Origin of the sequence: Paenibacillus brevis (assembly GCF_018919145.1) — a bacterium.
GTDB classification, from domain to species: Bacteria; Bacillota; Bacilli; order Paenibacillales; family Paenibacillaceae; genus Fontibacillus; species Fontibacillus brevis.
Window position 1 is genome coordinate 112978 of sequence record NZ_JAHLQJ010000004.1, and the last position, 18139, is coordinate 131116.

The following is an 18139-nucleotide window of genomic DNA, read 5'->3' on the forward strand; positions in this document are numbered from 1 at the left end:
AGATGGTGATTAGCAATGGACAGCTCATACTATACATTACTCCTGATATTTATTATTTTATCTGTTATCCATCTGGTTTATTATGTGCTGGGAAAAGTTAAACCTCTCAAGGACTACTCTGCCATTAGCATACGTATCAAAACCTGGTGGGGTATGTTTTTCATATTTTGTTTGGCTACCCTTTTCAATCCTGTAGTGTCCCTGTTATCTCTTATGGTGCTTACCTTTTTTGCCTTGAAGGAGTATTTCACCATGATTCGGTCAAGGAAAGCGGACCGCCGAATATATCTATGGGCCTATCTGTCGATCCCTGTGCAATTCTACTGGATTTATATCGAATGGTACGGCATGTTTATTATTTTCATCCCCATCTATGTGTTCCTGTTCCTGCCATTACCGCGGATCATCAACAAAGGGACGGTTGGCTTCCTGCGCAGTGTCAGCTCGACCCAATGGGGACTGATGCTCATGGTGTTCGGACTCAGCCATTTAGCCTACTTTCAATTTGCAACGCCGCAATACGGAGCGGGACTTGTACTTTTCCTGGTCGTGTTAACGCAGTTAAATGATGTCGTACATCATCTGGCTTCGATTATTCTCGGCAAGCACAAAGTCGTTCCTACCGCTAATCCCTATTTGACCTGGGAAGGCTTCCTTTGTGCATTTATCATAACAACCGCCGTGTCTTATTTGATCTACCCTTACCTTACTCCCCTTACCCCAACCTTCGGGCTCGTATCCGGTATGCTCATTAGCTTAAGCGGTTATTTAGGCAGCTTGACCGTTTCCGTTCTGAGAAGAGATTTGTTGATCGGGGCTGACGATAAATTTGAAGCATTGAACAAAAGCTACTTGAGTCGGGTGGATAGCCTGGCCTATACTTCACCTGTCTTTTTTCACGTTATTCGTTACTACTTTGATTTTATGTAATGAGCAAGAATGCTAAGAAGCGCCCCATTTTGTATCTGGTATACAGACACGAATGGGGCGCTGTCAGAGGGATTACAGCCTGCCATATCATCTTTAGATTCAGCGGCTGCTCAACCTGAGCTTATAGCGGGCTGATTCTGAACCTGAATTCCAACGCTTGATCCGAAGGAATACGATACTCCGGATGCACCGGGGCGCCCCAGCTATCATCACCGCCTACCCCCGACTGCTTGCCTGCTACCGTGATCACTGTATAATGAATATCCGGCAACTCGTAATGATGGTACGCATTCTCCAGTTCAAAGGCGGTGTAAGGTGATATGTTACACTCCACCGGAGCCGAAGGCGAGGCGGAGATCTCAAGTCCGTGCCCCAGCGCATCGGTGATAGAGACACGCCGAACGCCGGTGCGATTGCCTGACTCCTGAGGCACAACATAGCCTGACACGTTATCGGATACCGTTCCTTTAAACTGGGTCAATCTTGCACCATGGCGACGGTCAGCATAGTTCTCCTCCGGCCCATAGGCATACCAATCCAGCCGTTCGTATTCAGCCGGAATCTTGAAGGACAGCGCGTAGATCGGCAGTTCGGGAAGCCCTGCAGTTCCCTCGTAACGGGAAAGGACATCAAGATTGCCATCTCCGTACACCGTATAGGCTATGGTTGCCGAGACATCGGCATGAATGTTCAAGGCATAACGGAAGGTAACTGTCACTTGCCCCTTCGCCTGTTCCAACGATACCTTGGTGCAGCGGGGAGCCAGACTCGCCGCCAGCCAGGCACCTGCGTGGAAGCCCTGCCCCATCCCCCGGTCATTATCGGTAGTAGCTCGCCAGAACACCGGTGCCGGCGGGGCCGCAATCATTTCACGGCCGCCGTACCGAAGCGATACAAGACTGCCGATGCCTTTCGAGAAGAGTATGCTGAATCCGTCCCCATGTACGCCGATGTTCACATCCCCTTGTACAACGCGGAGTTGACCAGTTGGAGCTTCGGAAAGTTCAACAGGCTCAACCGTAAAAACATATTGCCCGAATGCCGCTTCATGGCCGGCGTCCGCCCACAGCTCCGCTTCGCGAAGCACCAGGGATGCATTGATCGTATATTCCCCGGGCAATTGCTGTGAGAACTCCGGCAGCTCTACCGGAACATACAGCTCACTTAGCGGGGCAACCTGCGGATGCAATGTTGTCCGGAATATCTCTTCTCCTTCCAGATGTAACGTAACAAGAAGCGAATATGCTTCCAATCCGGTAAATCGGCTTTCGTTCTGAATCTTGATGCCGTTTCTGTCCGGAATCAGCATAATATTCTGATACAGGTATTTAACCTCCTGCATTTTCGGCGATACCATTCGATCCGCATAAACAATGCCATCCGTACAAAAATTGTAATCGGTTGGACGATCGTCAAAGTCCCCGCCAAAGGCTAGAAATTCCTTCCCATAGCGATTCTTTTTAATCACCGCCTGGTCAATGTAATCCCAGATGAAGCCGCCTTGATACAGCTCGTATTTTTGCTCCAGCTCCGTGTATTTGTGCATCCCGCCCACCGAATTGCCCATCGCATGCATATATTCACAGCTGATGTAGGGCTTCTTCGGATGGCTGTTCAAGTATTCTTCAATGTCGGCGGGCTTGGCGTACATCCGGCTCTCCATGTCGCTGATATCATCATAAGCCCTGCGGTGGAACACCCCTTCATAATGGACCAGCCGGCTCGGGTCACGCTCGCGGAAATAGTTCGCCGTATCCCGCAGCACCTCTCCAGCATAAGACTCATTCCCGCAGGACCAGATCAGAATCGAAGGATGGTTCTTGTCCCGCTCCAGCATCGAAACCGCACGGTCCAGGACGATCTCCCGCCATTCCGGCTTGTCTCCGGGAATATTCCAGGACGGCTCAACCGCTCCAAGCTTTTGCCAGGATCCGTGGGTCTCCAGATTCATCTCGTCAATGACATACAGTCCGTACTCATCACACAACTCATACCATAAGCTCTGATTCGGATAATGCGAGGTGCGTACCGCATTGATATTACTCTGCTTCATGGTGCGAATATCCCACAGCATATCCTCCCGGGTAATCGCCCGGCCGGTTCTGCAATTGAATTCATGACGATTGACGCCTTTGAAAATAATCCGCTGCCCGTTCAGCCGCATGACACCGTCCGCCAGTTCGAATCGCCGGAAGCCAATTCGCTGAGGAATCACTTCACTTAACCGACCCTGTTCATCATATACCGATATCACCGCCGTATATAGATACGGGCGTTCTGCGCTCCATGTCTGAACTTCGGGCAAGCCGGCAGACAGCTTCGCTTGTCCATCCGAACCGAATACCGCTGTAAGCTCCGTAACCATCTCGCCAGCGGCATCCCGAACGGCAACCCGAACCTCGGCAGTAGCGGCATTCTCTAGACGCAGGTCCAACTCCAGCTTGCCTGCCTTGAACGTATCGTCCAAAGTAGCATGCACCTGCAAATCTCTGACATGCAGCTTCGGTAGGGTATACAGATACACCTCACGAAAAATCCCCGAGAACCGCCAGTAATCCTGATCCTCCAGCCAGGCGCCCGTGCTTCGCTGATAGACCTCGACAGCCAGCTTGTTGACCCCTTCCTGCAAGTACGGCGTCAACTCAAAGTCCGCCGGAGTAAAGCTGTCCTCACTGTATCCGACAAGGTGACCGTTCAGCCATACATAAAAGGCAGACTCCACCCCTTGGAAGGAAATAAACAATGGACTCCCGGACCATTCTGCAGGCAGCGTAAAGTGTTTGATATAGCTGCCTACCGGGTTATCATTTTCCGGAATCGCCGGCGGTCTCAGGTCGTGATGCCCGTCCCAAGGATACATCGTATTCGCATACTGCATTTGTCCGAAGCCTTGCGTCTGAATATGACCAGGTACGGTAATTTCACCCCAGCCTCCGCAATCAAAGCTCGGTGCCTGGAAGCCAACCGGACGGCTTGCCGGACTTGGGGCGTAATTGAACCTCCAGCTTCCGTTCAGCGAACGCCGCTGGCTCATCTCGCCTGAGGCCGCCTCCTCTTCGCTTACATAATACTTATGATCCGAATGGGCCGCTAAGCGGTTCACCGCAAATACTTGAACATCTGTTAGCCAGTCCAGGCTTGGTTCAATAGGATTCATTGCTGAGACTCCTTCCTTGTTATGCTATTTTTCTTCTTAAATAAATAAGTTGAATCGAAATGCTACGTAGAAAGGGCATAAGTGTGTAGTGTTAAAAGCTTTCTGTAAGAAAGCTACTTCGGAAGCATAAAGCGTAAGCGTTCGCCTTTGTGAGTGGATTTCTACCTTATCCTAATTTAGTTTAATCAGAGAATTCCGCGAACAACAGCGATCGTAAGCAACCTTCACACGTTGCCCCCAACGTACGGTCATATATTCAACTTATATATCACTAACTACTTGATCGAGCCGATCATTCCTGCCACGAAGTGCTTCTGCATCACAAAGAATACAATGGCGGTCGGGACGGTCGAGATGACAATCGCCAGCATGATGAGTCCGTAGTCCGGCGTATAGCTGGAGCCGAGCGTGGAGATCAAGAGCGGTATCGTCTGCTTCTGCGGGGTCTGCAGAATGATCAGCGGCCACATATAATTGTTCCAGCTGCTCATAAAGGTAATGATTGCTGCAGCCGCATAGGTCGTCTTCATCGTCGGAACGAATACCCGATAGAATAGACCCAGTTCAGACAAGCCGTCGATTCGGCCTGCCTCCAGCAGCTCCTTCGGAAACATTTTCGTGCTCTGCCGAAAGAAGAAGATCAGAAATGCCGTCGTCATGGTCGGCAACACCACCGCTGCAAGTGTATCAATACCGATCAGCGGAACAAGATTCGTGATCTTGCCGAACAGCCGATATAACGGGACCATCATCGCTGCGAACGGAATCATCATCGATAAGAGCAAAATGTTGAAGACAATATCCTTCGTCTTGCTGCGATAGATTTCAAAGCCGTATCCTGCCAGTGAAGCGATCAAAAGCGCCAGCAAGGTGGTGGACACGGAGACAATCAGGGAATTCTTCATTGCATTTAATATATTCACGGATTCAAGCAAATTCCGCAGATTGTCCATAAAGTGCATGCCCGGAAGCAATCGTCCGCGGGTAACATCCACCGAAGCGTTCGTCGAGCTGACAATCATCCACAAGAACGGAAAAATAGAGATGAACGCGGCAACAGAAAGGAATACATACATGGAGAATCTTCTGACCTTAACCATTGCGATCACCTGCCACTTTAAACTGAATGATGGAAAGCACGACAATCATAATGACAATCGAATACGAGACGGTCGCCGCATAGCCGAAGTCTGACGAATATTTAAATGACAGGTCATAAATGTACTGCGATATGGAAGCCGTCGCATTCCCCGGCCCGCCTCTTGTTATGTTCATCACCTCATCGAATAACTGCAGCGTACCGATCGTGGAGGTGATTGAAGTGAACAAAATGATCGGCTTCAGCATGGGTATCGTAATCCCGAAGAACTGTCTGCCGGACGAGGCTCCGTCTATTTTTGCCGCTTCATAGATCGCCGGATCGATATTTTGCATCCCGGACAAATAGAAAATCATGTTATATCCGGTCCAGCGCCAGGTAATGGCAATGATGATCGTAATTTTCGCCCAGAACGGATGCGTGATCCACTGGATCGGTTCGGATACAAGATGCAGATTAAGCAGCAGCGAATTAACCAGTCCGTCCCCCGCAAATAAATATTTGAAAATAACCGAATACGCAACCAGCGAGGTAATGCACGGCAGAAAGATGGCGGTCCGGAAAAAGCCTTTCCATTTCAGGGTTCGGTCGTTAAGCAGTGTCGACAGGAACAGAGCTAGCAGCACCATCATCGGCACCTGCACAATCAGGTAGATAAATGTATTTTTAACAGCGGTCCGAAACATGGAATCCGTAAACAGACGCTTATAGTTATCCATTCCGTTAAAGCTCAAATTCGCTCCGGTTCCGGTCTGGAAGGACAACATCAGAGCCTGGATCATCGGATAAAAATAAAAAACGACAATCATCAAAACGGCCAGTATAACGAAAGACCAGCCAACGGCAGCAGCTTTCAGGCGCATGGGTGATCCAGAGCCTTTCATCTTCAGCTTCATCTCCTTTTCTCTCGGCTGACGGGTGGATAGATAGCAATAAAACCTTGAACCGGAATCAGCGCAAGGTTTTATTGCTTGGCCCTCAGAGCTTATTGAAGCTGTGATTCGGCTTGTGTCTGAGCATCGCGCATGACGCTGTCCACATCTTTGCCGTTCAGATAGTTTTGGATTTCAATGACCAGAATATCTTCGATTGCGTACGTATGCAGACCGTAATTGACCTTAGGTACTTCCTCTGTCCATTTTGCAAAGTCCGCGTAGATCTTCTGTCCGCCGAAGTAATCATCACCCTTCTCATAGGCCGATCCGCTGGCAGCTGCCTTCAGGGAGCCGATCGCGCCGATTTGCTCCAGCAGGTCGGAATACAGTTCACTGTCCGAGCCGAAGGTATCCGCCAGGAAGCTTGCCGCCGCATCCTGTCCGTCCATATTCATGACATACCAGGAGCTGCCGCCCAAGCTTGAAGCATTGACCGAGCTGCTGCTGCCACCGAGACGAGGGATAGGTACGACTGCCCAGTTGCCTGATTGCGAAGCTTCCGCCTTCACAGAAGGCGTGATCCAGTTCCCTGTTGGAACCGAAGCGACGTCCCCATTGTTAAAGGCCGCCAGGAATTGGCTCCAGTCCGAATTCATCTTGACGATATTCGCATCAAACATCGCTTTGTAGGTTTCAAGCGCTTCCTTGATTACCGGATTATCTGCAATATTCGGTGTTTTGCCATCCTCTTTCAGATACCATGATCCGGCCGATTGAGCCATCACACGAATCAGGCCGAGATCGTTAGGGTCTTGTGTCAGCATGTCCTTGCCGGTAACTTCCTTGATCTTTTTGCCGACTTCAATAAATTGATTCCAATCGATATTCGTTACATCATCCACGGTATAGCCTGCTTGCTCCAAATAGTCTGTACGGATATACAAGCCCGTAGCACCGGAGTCGAACGGTACGCCGAATTGCTTGCCGTCATAGCTTGTCGGGCCAATTTTGTACTCTGCGAAGTCATCCGATTTAATGACATCGGACATATCGCGGAATGCATCCGGATAAGCCTGCAGGAAGTTCTGTGCCCGATAGTCTTCAATCAGCACGATGTTCGGCAACCCTTTTGTAGTTCCTGAATTGAGCCCTGTATTCAGCTTCTGTATAATGTCATCCTGCGCATACTCAATGATGTTGACGGTGATGTCCTGTTGCTTGGCTTCGAATCTTTCCTTGGCCAGCTTGAGGGCCGCAATATTAAAGTTAGGGTCCCATGCCCAGACCGTGACTTCCTGACTGCCGCCGGAGCTTCCCGAATTGGTTGTCCCCGTATTCTTCGAGCCTTCCGAGCCTCCCGAACCGGACGTCCCCCCAGAATTGCCCGAGCAAGCGGATAAGGTGAGCATCAGCATCAAGCTCGCAAGTATTAATGAAACCGTCTTTTTCATTTCATTCATCCCCCTACTTATCTTTTCGGAAAGCGCTTCCACTTCCTGTATTTATGATAGCACCCTGGTTTTTTCGGAGGTTAGAAATATCTTTATAGCGATTGGTGTTTTTATTACACCTTGGAGGAAAGCGCATTCACAGAATTCGTCTATTTTTTAGATTTTGGTAATTTATTTAGTTTGGCCCTCCAGTTCCTCTGTTCCATCCAGCTTCGACAGGAGCGGCATGATGATCCTGACTTTCGTTCCTTCTCCTTTTGTGCTGGATATATGCACGCCATAAGTCTCCCCGTATAACAACTTGATCCGATGATTCACATTTTGAATACCGATGCCTGTAAAGAGCTGGCGATGGCTTTTCGAGTTCGGCAGCACATTCGACTCCCCATTTAACTCCATCCCGTCCCCATTATCGACCACTTCGCACACCAGGGTATTCTCATTCTTGGAAATAAGAATATAGATCGTCCCCTCATTTTTTTCATTAAAGGCATGGAAGAAGGCATTCTCGATAAACGGCTGGATAATCAGCTTAGGCACTTCATATTCCAGACAATCCGGCGAGACAAAATAATTGACCTTGATCCGGTCCCCATACCGCACATGGTTAATGAACACATAATTCCGCATATTCTCCATCTCTTGCTCGATCGGAATCGTCTCACTGACATTGCTGATCGTATTTTGCAGCAGCGAAATCAGGGCGTTAATTGTTTCCGCCGCGGTTTCCTTGCTCCCCTTCTGAACCAGCATCTTAATCGATGCCAGCGTATTGTACAGAAAATGCGGATTGATTTGGCGCTGCAATGCTGCCAGCTCGGCGTTGCGCTGCTCCTTTTGGGTGTCCAGCAGCTGGCGGATATAATCGTTAAGCTCATCCAGCATATAGTTAAATGCTTTGCCCAGCTCCTGGACTTCAAACCCGCCTTTCACCGTGATGTAGTTGCCAAAGTCTCTTTTAGTAATGGTAGACATTTGCCGGACAAGCCGCGTCAAGGAACTCGTCAATCTTCTTGACATAATAAAGACAACCAGCAGCGCAAACAAAATAATGAGGATACAGGTCAGCGCCACGGATTGAACATTAATGATCTGTCCCGCGGTATACTGCCGGTCGATCAGATTCACCAAGTAAAGATCGTAGGAAGGCAGATAGTTGGATAAAATAATACGTTCCTTGCCGAATACGGCGCCGCTTTGATAATCCAGCTGGTTGCTGACGATCCTTTGCGCATCCTCCAGCAGCTCAGGCTCAGCACTACCGATCAGCTCCAGGCGGTTGCTGGATACGATCTTGCCGGAGCTGTCCAATACGACCACATCATTGCCTACACTCGTAAAATTAGCAAAGAAGCGTCTGAACTCCTGCTCCCGAATGGAAACGTAAAGCATCCCGTAAGGAAGACCGCTTGTCCGATCCACCATCGCCTTTGAAGCAATAAGAAAATGCTCCGCCTCATCCCCGTTCATTCGCTGATCATATTGATATAATATTCGGTTCGCATTAGCGACCGCTCTAGCGGTTAACGGCTCCTTCGCCAGCTCACTGTTCGTTACAGGCCAGTAGGCTCTATCGCTGGAATAGCTTCTGCCATTGACCCCTGTAATCATGACTGACACATCAAAGGCCCCCAGATTAGAGTTCATCTGGTTGACCTGCTCGGACATCCGATAGTACAGCTTGGACATGGAGACCGAATCCGACTCCTCGCTGGTTAAATAGGATTTCACTGTGCCGCTTTGAGTAGCAAAGGTTGATGCGTTCACAATCGAATCATGAAAGGAACTTAGACTGGTCTGGATTTGCTGCAATACCTTACCGTTGGTAATACTGAATGTCTCCGCAAACAGACGCTCTGACATCCGAATCGTAATTAATGAAGTGAGCAGGCAGACCGCAACGATACTGACCGTCATAATCAGGAAGAGCTTGGTGAAAAGGCGCTGGCCGCCCGGTTTCCTGAATCGATTCTTCATAGCTCGCCCCTCTTGCCGTATTGGTCCCGGCGATATTGGCTCGGCGATGCCCCGGTCTGTTTTTTGAACACTTTAGTGAAATAGCTGTGATCCCCGTAGCCCACCCGGGCGCTGATCTCCGAAATCGTCAACGTACTGGCAGACAAGAGCTCTGCCGCCTTGCGGATTCGGATCTTGTTCAGATATTCGCTGAACCCTTCTGCATTGTGGGTTGAGAAATAACTGGATAGATACGACGGATTGAAATGAAAATGCTTGCTGAGCGTGCCAAGACTCAACGGTTCACTGTAATGCTCATCCATATATTCCAGCAGCCTTCTCATATTCGCTTCTCCAGGCAGCGGCGTATGCGCCTCAGCCAACTGCTCCGCCATCTCCAGAAATCCGTTCATCCAGGTAACGGCCTCGCTCACGCTCTTTGACTCATCAATGGCTTTGAAATAATCATATTTCACCTGATCCAGTTCCTTCATGCGCTCACTGGCCTCTGTCATTACCACGGTCATATTAAAGATGGCGTTGCCCAGGAGCGATTTGAATTCAAAAGGAGGCACCCGATAATTGCAGGCCGCCTTGCCGACATACTCTCTCAAATGGTGAAACACCTCATGATATTGCTCCTTCCGCAGCTCCGCCAGCAATTGCTTCATATCAAATTCGGGCACTTCCGGCACAGCTGGCAGCTCGCTTGCCTGCAAGTAACTATGATCCGGGAAATAGAACCGATAAGAAAGCAGTCTGAGCCACTCCTCCCGATAAACCGTCTCCAGCTTCATCAGATCATCGAACGCCGGGCTTACAGCCCATACCAGCTTCGGCATGCCGCTTGATTTTTCCGCAGCAAAGCCTTTTACAAGCTGAAATACTTGCCCCTCATTCTCCTGAGATACATTGATAAGCATCAGCAGTTGTTTGCTCTCTGCGGCGATCACTCTGGGTACGGCCGGAACGGAGCCTTCCTCCAGACAAGTCTTTAAGCCGGAGGCAAGCCCGGCCATGTAGCTATGCGGATCACCAGAGACCCCGCTAAGATCTGCGCCTGCAAGCACGAACGAACGATGCGGAAAAAACTTGAGAAGCTGCGCCTGATCCTCCGGCTGAAAGCCGGCCAACAGCCGCTCCAGCAGCTGATCCAGTGACAGCTCGCCATTCCGGGATTGGGCCTTGTAATTCAATCCGGGGATTTTCCGCGCCGTGTTCTGCAGTACCTGCAGCAATTCGGAGGTTTCCAGTCTGGGCTTCAAAATATAATCAGCAACACCGCTCTGGAAAGTTGATCGCACGTAACTGAATTCGCCATAGCTGCTAAGCACAATAACTTCGATCTGGGGATAATGCGTCTTCAGAATCCGGACAAATTCTTCGCCGTCCATAACCGGCATGACGATATCCGTAATAATAATGTCCGGAGACAGCTGCTCGATCATCTCCAGCGCTTCCTTGCCGTTGGAAGCCTCGCCAACAATCTGAAAACCATGCTGCTCCCAATTCAAGTGATGCTTGATCCCTTGCCGAACCAATATCTCATCATCGACAATCAATATTTTGCAGAACTCGCTCAACTCGATCCCCCCATAATCTCTAAACCCATATATTCACATCAGGAATTGATAGCGTTTTCACACAACTGAAATACAGCCCATTCGTGCTAGCGTTCTTCCGAGTCTTCCGCCACATCAAATACTGGCTTTAAGTTCTTTAGTTTATATATGCTATCATAAGTTGGATTTATGGCAAACGTAAAATCATGGAAAAAACGCGAGCAATTTCTTTCTATAAAAAGGCAGTTAGGGGGTCCCAAAGTAAACTTGGAACCCCCTAACTGCCTTGTATGTTTCCTTGCCCGGTTTAATTCTTGAAGCTATGAATCGGCGCCGGAATCCGGCCGCCGCGGTCAATGAAGCTGGCGCAGCTAAAACCGTTGACCGGCATGACCGGCGCGTACCCTAGCAAGCCGCCAAATTCGGCGATATCGCCAACTCCCTTGCCAATGACCGGAATGATACGGACTGCCGTAGTCTTGTTATTAATCATTCCGATCGCCGCCTCATCGGCAATAATCCCTGAGACGGTTGCCTCGCTAGTGTCGCCCGGGATTGCAATCATATCCAGCCCCACGGAGCAGACACAGGTCATCGCCTCCAATTTCTCCAGGGTCAGTGCTCCCTTCTGCACAGCCTCAATCATCCCGTGATCCTCACTGACCGGGATAAAGGCGCCGCTAAGTCCGCCTACATTGGAGGAGGCCATGACTCCGCCCTTCTTCACATTGTCGTTCAGAATAGCCAGTGCCGCCGTAGTGCCGGGTGCTCCTGCTTCCTCCAGTCCCATAGCCTGAAATATTTCGGCGATCGAGTCGCCGATTTCCGGTGTTGGAGCCAGGGATAGATCAACAATGCCAAAGGGCACACCCAAACGCTTCGAGGTTTCCTGCGCCACCAACTGCCCCACCCGCGTTACTTTAAACGCAGTCCGCTTGATTGTTTCGCAGAGGCTCTCAAAGTCCTTGTGCTTAACCTCCTCCAAGGCACGCTTCACAACGCCCGGCCCGCTGACGCCGACATTAATGACGCATTCCGGCTCGCCCACGCCATGGAAGGCCCCTGCCATGAAGGGATTGTCCTCTACTGCATTACAGAAAATAACCAGCTTGGAGCAGCCCGCAGAGTCACGATCAGAGGTCAGCTCAGCCGTCCTCTTGACGATGCTGCCCATCAGCTTCACCGCATCCATATTAATCCCGCTGCGGGAAGTGCCAATATTAACTGAAGAGCAGACTCTCTCCGTTACAGCCAATGCCTCCGGAATGCTCCGGATCAGCTTAAGATCACTCTCTGTAAAGCCCTTGTGCACCAGAGCAGAGAAGCCCCCGAGAAAATTTACGCCAATCTCCTTGGCTGCCTTGTCCAGCGTCTCGGCTACCGAGACATACGAGTCCGTCTTAAGCCCGCCGGCGGCAATGGAGATCGGTGTTACCGAGACCCGCTTATTAACGATCGGAATCCCGAATTGGCGCTCCAGGTCTTCCCCCGTCTTGACCAGGTTTTCGCCCAGCCGGGTAATTTTATCGTAAATATTCCGGTTAAATACCGTTAGATCGGAATGTGCGCAATCCATCAAGCTGATGCCCATCGTAATGGTTCGCACATCAAGATTCATTTCCCGAATCATTTTATTGGTTTCCTGTACTTCTCCAAGCGTAATCATCGAATTCCTCCTGTGCCGGATGTTAAATTAGTCATGGTCTCTTAGATCCGATGCATCGTATTAAAAATATCCTCATGCTGCAGCTTGATCTCTACGCCAAGCTCTACGCCGATTTGCTGAAGCTCCTCGACTACCTCTTCAAAGCTCTTTGCCGGAGCCGAAATATCGACGATCATCATCATATTGAAATACCCTTGTACAATCGTCTGTGTAATATCCAGAATGTTGACGTTCTGCCCGGCGAGATAGGTACAGACCCTCGCAATGATACCTACCTTGTCCTTGCCGAGCACAGTAATGATTCCTTTCATAAAACCTTAGCCTCCTCTGCTTTCCTTCGTCTTTCTTTTTTCTACAAGCCTTCATTTGATTGTTCCTATTATGGCAGATGTCCAAAACAGCTTCAATGCAAAAAAATACGGGAACAGCTCGCGACAGGGCGGCTTTTCCCGTTCTCAGGCAAATATATAGACTCCATGGGGCTTATGATCTCCTATACCTTTGCCCTTAACAGCAGGAAAATGAAGTATGGAGCGCCAATGACAGCAGTAACTACTCCTACCGGTATTTCGTTTCCGTTCATAAGCGACCTTCCCAAAATGTCAGCAATAATGACCAATAAAGCTCCAAACAGAGCGGAAATCGGCAACAGACGCTGATGCCTTGCACCGACACATATTCTGGCAATATGAGGAGCGATGAGACCGACAAACCCGATGCCTCCGCTCACCGACACTGCCGCAGCAGCCAGCCCTACGGCAACAGCGAGCATTTTGAGCTGCTCATGCGTAATTCGTGCGCCCAGTCCGGCAGAGGTATCCTCGCTTAGCATGAGTATATTCAGTACATTGGACCTGCTGTATACATAAGGCAGCAGCACGACAAGCCAGGGCAGCAGTGCGAGTACAAACATCCAACTGGTTCCCCAAATAGTCCCTGCCAGCCAGGTAGCAATAAATTGATACTGCTTCGGGTTGAACTGAATCGTTAATATCGTAATAGCCGCACTGATTCCTGCTGCAACTCCGATCCCCGACAGCACCAGACGAATCGGGGACAAGCCTTCTTGCTTCTTATAGGCCAATATAAAGATCAGCAATGCGGCCGCCGACGCCCCAATCAGTGCGAGCAACGGCAAAAGAAAGATGGATGAGCTTGCACTGATGCCAAAGAAGAAGACGTAGAGCATCACCATTAGACCTGCCCCGGCATTGATGCCCAAGAGACCGGGGTCAGCCAGTGAATTTCGAGAAACGCCCTGCATAATCGTACCCGAAACTGCCAGAGCCGCTCCAATCATGACTGCGATCGTCGTTCGGGGAAGCCTGAAATCAAGAAATACCATGCGAAGGCGTTGATCACCCTTGCCGATCAGAATTTGCCAGATATCACTGTACGACAGCTCGACAGTGCCGATCCTTACACTCAACAATACGGCAACGACTAATGCGATGCTGAGTCCAATCAGCCAGCCGATAAATTTTTTGTTTATCATCGCTCCATCCTTCCCCCTTTACGAACAAGATACAAGAAGAAGGGCACGCCTAAGGCTGCTGTTACTGCAGACAGAGGAATTTCAAACGGAGGGTTCATCGTTCGGGCGAATAGATCTGCTAAAATGACCAACAACGCACCTAATACCGCCGAACAGGGGATGACCAGACGATAGTCCTGTCCCACCAGCTTCCTGACCAAATGCGGAACAATCAGACCTACGAATCCGACACCTCCCACCAAGGCAACCGAAATCCCCGCCAGCACCAGTACAACAACGGCGATTACAAGCTTTAGCTGTCCTATCTTTAAGCCAAGGCTCCGCGCATTGTCCTCGCCTATGCTCAGAATTGTAACCGAACGGGACAACACGAGGGCGCATACAAGACCTGCCACGAACCATGGCGTAACATACACGATCTGACTCCAGGTCACGCGCGATACACCGGATGCATACCAGAAGGCAATATTCTGTCCGATACCAAAATACAAGGAAAGTCCCTCGTTCAGACCATTAAACAAGGCCGTAACCGCTGCGCCCGCCAGCACCAGTCTTAAGGAGGAGGAGTTATTCTTCCCGGCGACTCCAATGCCGTATATCAGGGCCGCCCCGATTGTCGCACCGAAAATGGACAGCAGCAAAATAAAGTTATAGGATACATTGGTCAGATAGGCGAAGCTGAGCGCCAACACAAGCCCTGCTCCTGCATTGATGCCAAGCAGGCTTGAATCAGCTAGCGGATTTCTTGTCATCCCTTGCATCATGGCCCCGGCCACGGCAAAGCATGCGCCTACAATACCTGCCGCGAATACTCTGGGCAAGCGAATCGTCTGGATCACGAGGTGTTCCCGATTAGCAGGGTCAAAATGAAATAAGGCATCCCATATCACCTGCAGCTTGATATCCGCATAGCCGAGAATTACAGAAAGCACAATACTAACCAGTATCGCTATCAATCCTGCTATGCTTGTCATTGTGGCAATTGCCACGCGCCTCCGTTGCAGCATTAGAATTGCTCCATTCTATATAAAATCATTGCTATTCATGTTATACTTGCAGTTAGTTGATAATGATTCTCAATTGAAAAACCATAACAAAACGAGTATATGCCATAACCGTTAGTTGCGCAAGATGACGAATATGTATTGGGAGCGTGCGAATTGGATCTGCTATTTTCATTCCACAGCATCAAAAGACTGACCATTTTAACTGCTGAACAGCCTCTTCGCGAGTGGAGCCAACACTACTGCCTGCTATACATTCTTCAGGGCAGAGGGGAGCTTCGAGTGAATCAAAGTACGATTCTGCTGCAGCAGGGGACTGTCGTCCTATGTAATCGCAATCGTTATTTCGATTTGCATGGAGCTGAAGCCAATGACCTTGTATTGTACAGGCTGAGCTTTGATATATTGGAAAAGAACGTCGGCACACCTGAGCAGGAAATAGCCTATAAGCCTTTGCAGGAGCCATGGAGGGCTGATGGAGAAATCTTCGTCCAATCCTACCTCCAAGTCTTTGAGCTTGTCAAGCGTCTGTATGTGCTGGAGGAGGAGCAATCCCACGCCTATGCCAAACAGGCATTGCTATACGAATTGATTCTGCTGTTGGAGCAAGAGCGTACGCTTCCTTTGAATCCGCAAGAACAGCATACCTATTCCATTCAGCAGGTGATCGACTATATTGGCCAGCACTACCAGCAACCGATCACCCGGGAGGATTTGGCGCAGCTAGCCGGTTTTCATCCGCATGTCTTCTCCAGGATTTTCAAGGAAGAGACAGGGGACAGCTTCTCGCATTATTTATCCAAATTTCGCATCAGAAAAGCGAAAGCCCTCATGCTTACCACCAACAAAAACCTGAACGACATTGCTAGTGCTGTCGGCTACACCAACGGGCTTTACCTTAGCAGGAAGTTCAAGCAGATCACCGGCTATTCTCCCAGCTCATTTGCAGCAATGGAGAAGCGAATTGTTATTTATGACTGGGTGGGTAATTTGCTTGCGCTCGGTATTACGCCTGTGGGGGCGGCTTCTTTTTTTGGCTTGCACTCCAACCCTTTTTTGCGGAATCTATTGGAGGATGTAATTGATGTAGGACGACAGGATGTAGAAAAAGTGATTGCACTGAATCCGGATCTGATCATTGCACCGATCTGGATCGGAACAACCTTTATCCATCGGTTGGAAAATATAGCTCCCACCATTGTCGTGCCTTATGGCGACCCCTTTGACCGGTTTCACCAGCTCGCTCAAATTGTAAACAAAGCCGAAACGGCCGCCCAGTTCATGATGAACTATCAACAGAAGGCCGAGGCTCTGCGGCAAAGACTGCTTCAGTATATTCGGCCCGATGAGACAGTCGGACTTTATGAGCTATCCCCGAATCAGAGCATTTGGGTGCTTAACGATTTTCACGGAAGAGGCGGCTATAATTTATTTCGCGGGCTTGGCTTGAAGCCTCCAGCCTCGATTACACAGCGTGTGATCGGCAAGGGAATGCCATTAGAAATTCAGCCTGACCAGCTTCCGCTCTTCGCAGCCGATCACATGATTATTAGCTACACCTATCAAGATGGGGACATGCCCTATATCATGGATCTCCTGGAACACCCTGTATGGGCAGAATTAGAGGCCTCCGATCATCCAAAAATTTATTATATCGATCGCAATCTTTATCATGCTAACGACGTCTACTCGCTATATTGCCAGCTTGATCTGATGGAAGAGTTGCTGCAGCATCCTGTGAACAAAAAACCTCATAATCATTTTGTGCATAAAAATGAAGACAAATTGGTATAGACATCTGATCTGTCCACGATAGAATTAGACATTGTAGATGATATTGATTATCATTATCTGTAGAGAACATAAAGGGAGGCTCATGCTTTGAAAATTCACTTCAAATCCTTACTGCTTATCGTATCCATTTTAACGGTGCTGGCAGGCTGCTCAGGCAATAACAGCAATTCTCCTGCGGAGGGGTCAAATACCAATACATCTCCTGCTGCCAACGAAGAGCAGGCAAGCAATAATACACAACCTGACGCTGAACCAAGCGGCCCGCGCGAGTTGACGGATCCATTAGGCCATACGGTTACGATTCCTGCCAATCCGGAGCGCATCTTGGCTTCTTACCTTGAGGACTACCTGGCTGCACTGGATGTAACCCCTGTTGCACAATGGTCTGTAGGAAATTCTCCAATGGACTATCTGGAATCCTACTTTAAGGATGTCCCTGTTATCGCCCATGACTTGCCTTTCGAGTCCGTTACCAGCTTCTCGCCGGACCTCATTATTATTGGGGATGAGTCGCTGATCGCTGACGACAAATATGATTCCTACAATAAAATTGCCCCAACCTATGCTTTGGGCAGTGAGATTAATGCCGATTGGCGCAAAGCCTTTGCCGAGATTGGAAAGATTCTTGGCAAGGAAGCCGAAGTACAAGCCTCGCTAGAAGCTTATGATGCTAAGGCCGCCGAGGCCAAGGCTAAGATTGAAGCCGCCGGCTCCCCATCAGCCGCAGCGATTTGGCTGGTTGGCGGTACCTTCTGGATTGTCGTGGATGATCAATCCAGCGGTGCGGTCATGTATCAAGACCTCGGCCTGAAAGTCCCTTCAATTGTGACTAAAATTGCTGAAGGCGAAGGCGGGATTTGGAGATCGTTATCGCTTGAGGCTATGGCTGAACTGGACAGCGATCACATTTTCCTGATTAACAGTGACGCGGCAACAGGCTCCGAGGCTCTGAAGGACCCGATCTGGACAAGTCTCCCGGCAGTTGTTAACGGCAACGTCCATGAGTTCGATGCTGACTTAACAAGCTGGCTGTACACCGGTCCAATCGCGAATGACATGATTGTAGATGCCGTCGTAGAAAGTATTTTGAAATAGGTCTATCAAATAGGCGCTTCAACCTTTTAAGTGCAATTAATGCAAAGGCTCGTAC

The 18139-nt window shown here is 49.5% G+C and carries 13 protein-coding genes; 3 read left to right on the forward strand and 10 right to left on the reverse strand.

Annotated features, from left to right (window positions below; genetic code table 11):
• The first annotated feature begins 15 nt into the window (after nucleotides 1-15).
• Entirely contained in the window at nucleotides 16-930 is a 915-nt protein-coding gene (locus tag KQJ23_RS05865) for a phosphatidate cytidylyltransferase (protein WP_216477755.1), read from the forward strand.
• A 121-nt stretch (nucleotides 931-1051) separates the two neighbouring features.
• Here the strand turns inward: KQJ23_RS05865 and lacZ are convergent, their stop codons facing one another.
• The 10 genes from lacZ to KQJ23_RS05915 all read right to left on the reverse strand — a co-directional run bounded on the left by lacZ (nucleotide 1052) and on the right by KQJ23_RS05915 (nucleotide 15198).
• Nucleotides 1052-4087, reverse strand: a complete 3036-nt coding sequence (lacZ, locus tag KQJ23_RS05870; protein ID WP_216477756.1) for a beta-galactosidase, LacZ type — start codon at nucleotides 4085-4087, stop codon at nucleotides 1052-1054.
• 275 nt (nucleotides 4088-4362) lie between these two features.
• Nucleotides 4363-5187 (reverse strand): carbohydrate ABC transporter permease, encoded by an 825-nt coding sequence (locus KQJ23_RS05875; protein WP_216477757.1) that lies wholly within the window; start codon nucleotides 5185-5187, stop codon nucleotides 4363-4365.
• Nucleotides 5180-6082: a carbohydrate ABC transporter permease gene (locus tag KQJ23_RS05880; protein WP_249529533.1), complete on the reverse strand. Its 903-nt coding sequence runs from the start codon at nucleotides 6080-6082 to the stop codon at nucleotides 5180-5182. The genes KQJ23_RS05875 and KQJ23_RS05880 overlap by 8 nt, the downstream gene beginning before the upstream one ends.
• Nucleotides 6083-6171: 89 nt before the next feature.
• Nucleotides 6172-7512 (reverse strand): ABC transporter substrate-binding protein, encoded by a 1341-nt coding sequence (locus KQJ23_RS05885; protein WP_216477758.1) that lies wholly within the window; start codon nucleotides 7510-7512, stop codon nucleotides 6172-6174.
• A 171-nt stretch (nucleotides 7513-7683) separates the two neighbouring features.
• Nucleotides 7684-9489, reverse strand: coding sequence for a cache domain-containing sensor histidine kinase (locus tag KQJ23_RS05890; protein ID WP_216477759.1), 1806 nt, complete (start codon nucleotides 9487-9489; stop codon nucleotides 7684-7686).
• Nucleotides 9486-11051, reverse strand: a complete 1566-nt coding sequence (locus tag KQJ23_RS05895) for a response regulator transcription factor (protein ID WP_216477760.1) — start codon at nucleotides 11049-11051, stop codon at nucleotides 9486-9488. Before KQJ23_RS05895 ends, KQJ23_RS05890 begins: the two co-directional genes overlap by 4 nt.
• Nucleotides 11052-11337: 286 nt before the next feature.
• Nucleotides 11338-12693, reverse strand: a complete 1356-nt coding sequence (locus tag KQJ23_RS05900) for a PFL family protein (protein WP_430522286.1) — start codon at nucleotides 12691-12693, stop codon at nucleotides 11338-11340.
• Between the two features lie 44 nt (nucleotides 12694-12737).
• Nucleotides 12738-13007 (reverse strand): ACT domain-containing protein, encoded by a 270-nt coding sequence (locus KQJ23_RS05905; RefSeq protein WP_216477762.1) that lies wholly within the window; start codon nucleotides 13005-13007, stop codon nucleotides 12738-12740.
• A gap of 182 nt (nucleotides 13008-13189) precedes the next feature.
• The gene (locus KQJ23_RS05910; protein ID WP_216477763.1) at nucleotides 13190-14191 is read right to left on the reverse strand and encodes a FecCD family ABC transporter permease; all 1002 of its coding nucleotides are present in this window, start codon (nucleotides 14189-14191) and stop codon (nucleotides 13190-13192) included.
• Nucleotides 14188-15198, reverse strand: coding sequence for a FecCD family ABC transporter permease (locus tag KQJ23_RS05915; RefSeq protein ID WP_216477764.1), 1011 nt, complete (start codon nucleotides 15196-15198; stop codon nucleotides 14188-14190). The genes KQJ23_RS05910 and KQJ23_RS05915 overlap by 4 nt, the downstream gene beginning before the upstream one ends.
• A gap of 153 nt (nucleotides 15199-15351) precedes the next feature.
• On the opposite strand from KQJ23_RS05915, the gene KQJ23_RS05920 reads away from it, so the two are divergent.
• Nucleotides 15352-16989 carry an AraC family transcriptional regulator gene (locus tag KQJ23_RS05920; RefSeq protein WP_216477765.1) on the forward strand — a complete coding sequence of 546 codons (1638 nt, stop codon included), beginning with the start codon at nucleotides 15352-15354 and terminating at the stop codon, nucleotides 16987-16989.
• 87 nt (nucleotides 16990-17076) lie between these two features.
• The gene (locus KQJ23_RS05925) at nucleotides 17077-18084 is read left to right on the forward strand and encodes an ABC transporter substrate-binding protein (protein WP_216477766.1); all 1008 of its coding nucleotides are present in this window, start codon (nucleotides 17077-17079) and stop codon (nucleotides 18082-18084) included.
• Nucleotides 18085-18139: the final 55 nt, after the last annotated feature.

What these genes read in the sequence shown, in the direction of transcription:
- KQJ23_RS05885 (WP_216477758.1), bottom strand. Translation starts at nt 7,512, where the DNA reads ATGAAAAAGACGGTTTCATTAATACTTGCGAGCTTGATGCTGATGCTC.
- KQJ23_RS05905 (WP_216477762.1), bottom strand. Translation starts at nt 13,007, where the DNA reads ATGAAAGGAATCATTACTGTGCTCGGCAAGGACAAGGTAGGTATCATT.
- lacZ (WP_216477756.1), bottom strand. Translation starts at nt 4,087, where the DNA reads ATGAATCCTATTGAACCAAGCCTGGACTGGCTAACAGATGTTCAAGTA.
- KQJ23_RS05880 (WP_249529533.1), bottom strand. Translation starts at nt 6,082, where the DNA reads ATGAAGCTGAAGATGAAAGGCTCTGGATCACCCATGCGCCTGAAAGCT.
- KQJ23_RS05865 (WP_216477755.1), top strand. Translation starts at nt 16, where the DNA reads ATGGACAGCTCATACTATACATTACTCCTGATATTTATTATTTTATCT.
- KQJ23_RS05875 (WP_216477757.1), bottom strand. Translation starts at nt 5,187, where the DNA reads ATGGTTAAGGTCAGAAGATTCTCCATGTATGTATTCCTTTCTGTTGCC.
- KQJ23_RS05915 (WP_216477764.1), bottom strand. Translation starts at nt 15,198, where the DNA reads ATGCTGCAACGGAGGCGCGTGGCAATTGCCACAATGACAAGCATAGCA.
- KQJ23_RS05890 (WP_216477759.1), bottom strand. Translation starts at nt 9,489, where the DNA reads ATGAAGAATCGATTCAGGAAACCGGGCGGCCAGCGCCTTTTCACCAAG.
- KQJ23_RS05910 (WP_216477763.1), bottom strand. Translation starts at nt 14,191, where the DNA reads ATGATAAACAAAAAATTTATCGGCTGGCTGATTGGACTCAGCATCGCA.